At 46.4% G+C, this 706-nt stretch carries 1 protein-coding gene; it reads left to right on the top strand.

Features of this window, described 5'->3' with window-relative positions; translation table 11 throughout:
* Window position 1 precedes the first annotated feature (1 nt).
* Window positions 2-418 carry a GerAB/ArcD/ProY family transporter gene (locus AC1DWB_RS36690; RefSeq protein ID WP_477545961.1) on the top strand — a complete coding sequence of 139 codons (417 nt, stop codon included), beginning with the start codon at window positions 2-4 and terminating at the stop codon, window positions 416-418.
* Window positions 419-706: the final 288 nt, after the last annotated feature.

Genomic DNA, 706 nt, shown 5'->3' with positions numbered 1-706 from the left:
CATATTAACGGTCATTACAGTACTGTGTATCGCTGTGATCGGACCCGACCAAGCGGCCCTACATATCTTTCCAAGCTACGAAATGGCGAGAAGAATCAACATAGGCGACTTCTTGGAACGTTTCGAAGCGATCATGGCCATTATCTGGTTTCTTACGATCTATTTTAGGCTGAGCATCATGCATTACGTGCTGGCTCTGGGCATAGCGCAAACGCTACGTTTCCGCAAATATCAGGTTTTGGCAATCCCTTTGGGCGTTATCCTCGTCGCGTTCTCCATATTCTTAGTGCCGAACAGTACCTATTTGTCTACGTTTAATAAGATCACTTTGCCGATATTCATAGTTACCCTCGCCCTGCTTCTGCCTCTGCTGCTGCTGATTGTCGCTGTCTTTCGAAAAAAAAGGTCCGGAGATTRAAACGGGTTAACAAAGCCTGCATTTCGTTTCCGGACTACGGGCTCAGACGAGCGGATCAGAGATGTTAGYCGCTTCCCAGCAGCTTGCTGCTCCATAAACCATTACATGCGATAAATCGCCATGGAGTGATTCACCAGCGCTTCGGGAGATGGGCAGAATCGAAAAAGGTCACCCGGACCAGCCGGTTTATTCAACCTCCTGTTTGGCTTGAATCTGAAACACGAATAAATAATGAATAAGCTTCCCATGGGGAGAGAAGCTTATTTCATTTCTTTCATTAATTGGATG

The organism is Paenibacillus sp. P4_E11, assembly GCF_056401635.1.
The sequence above is the reverse complement of the archived record's forward strand: the minus strand, read 5'-3'. Positions and strand labels throughout refer to the sequence as shown.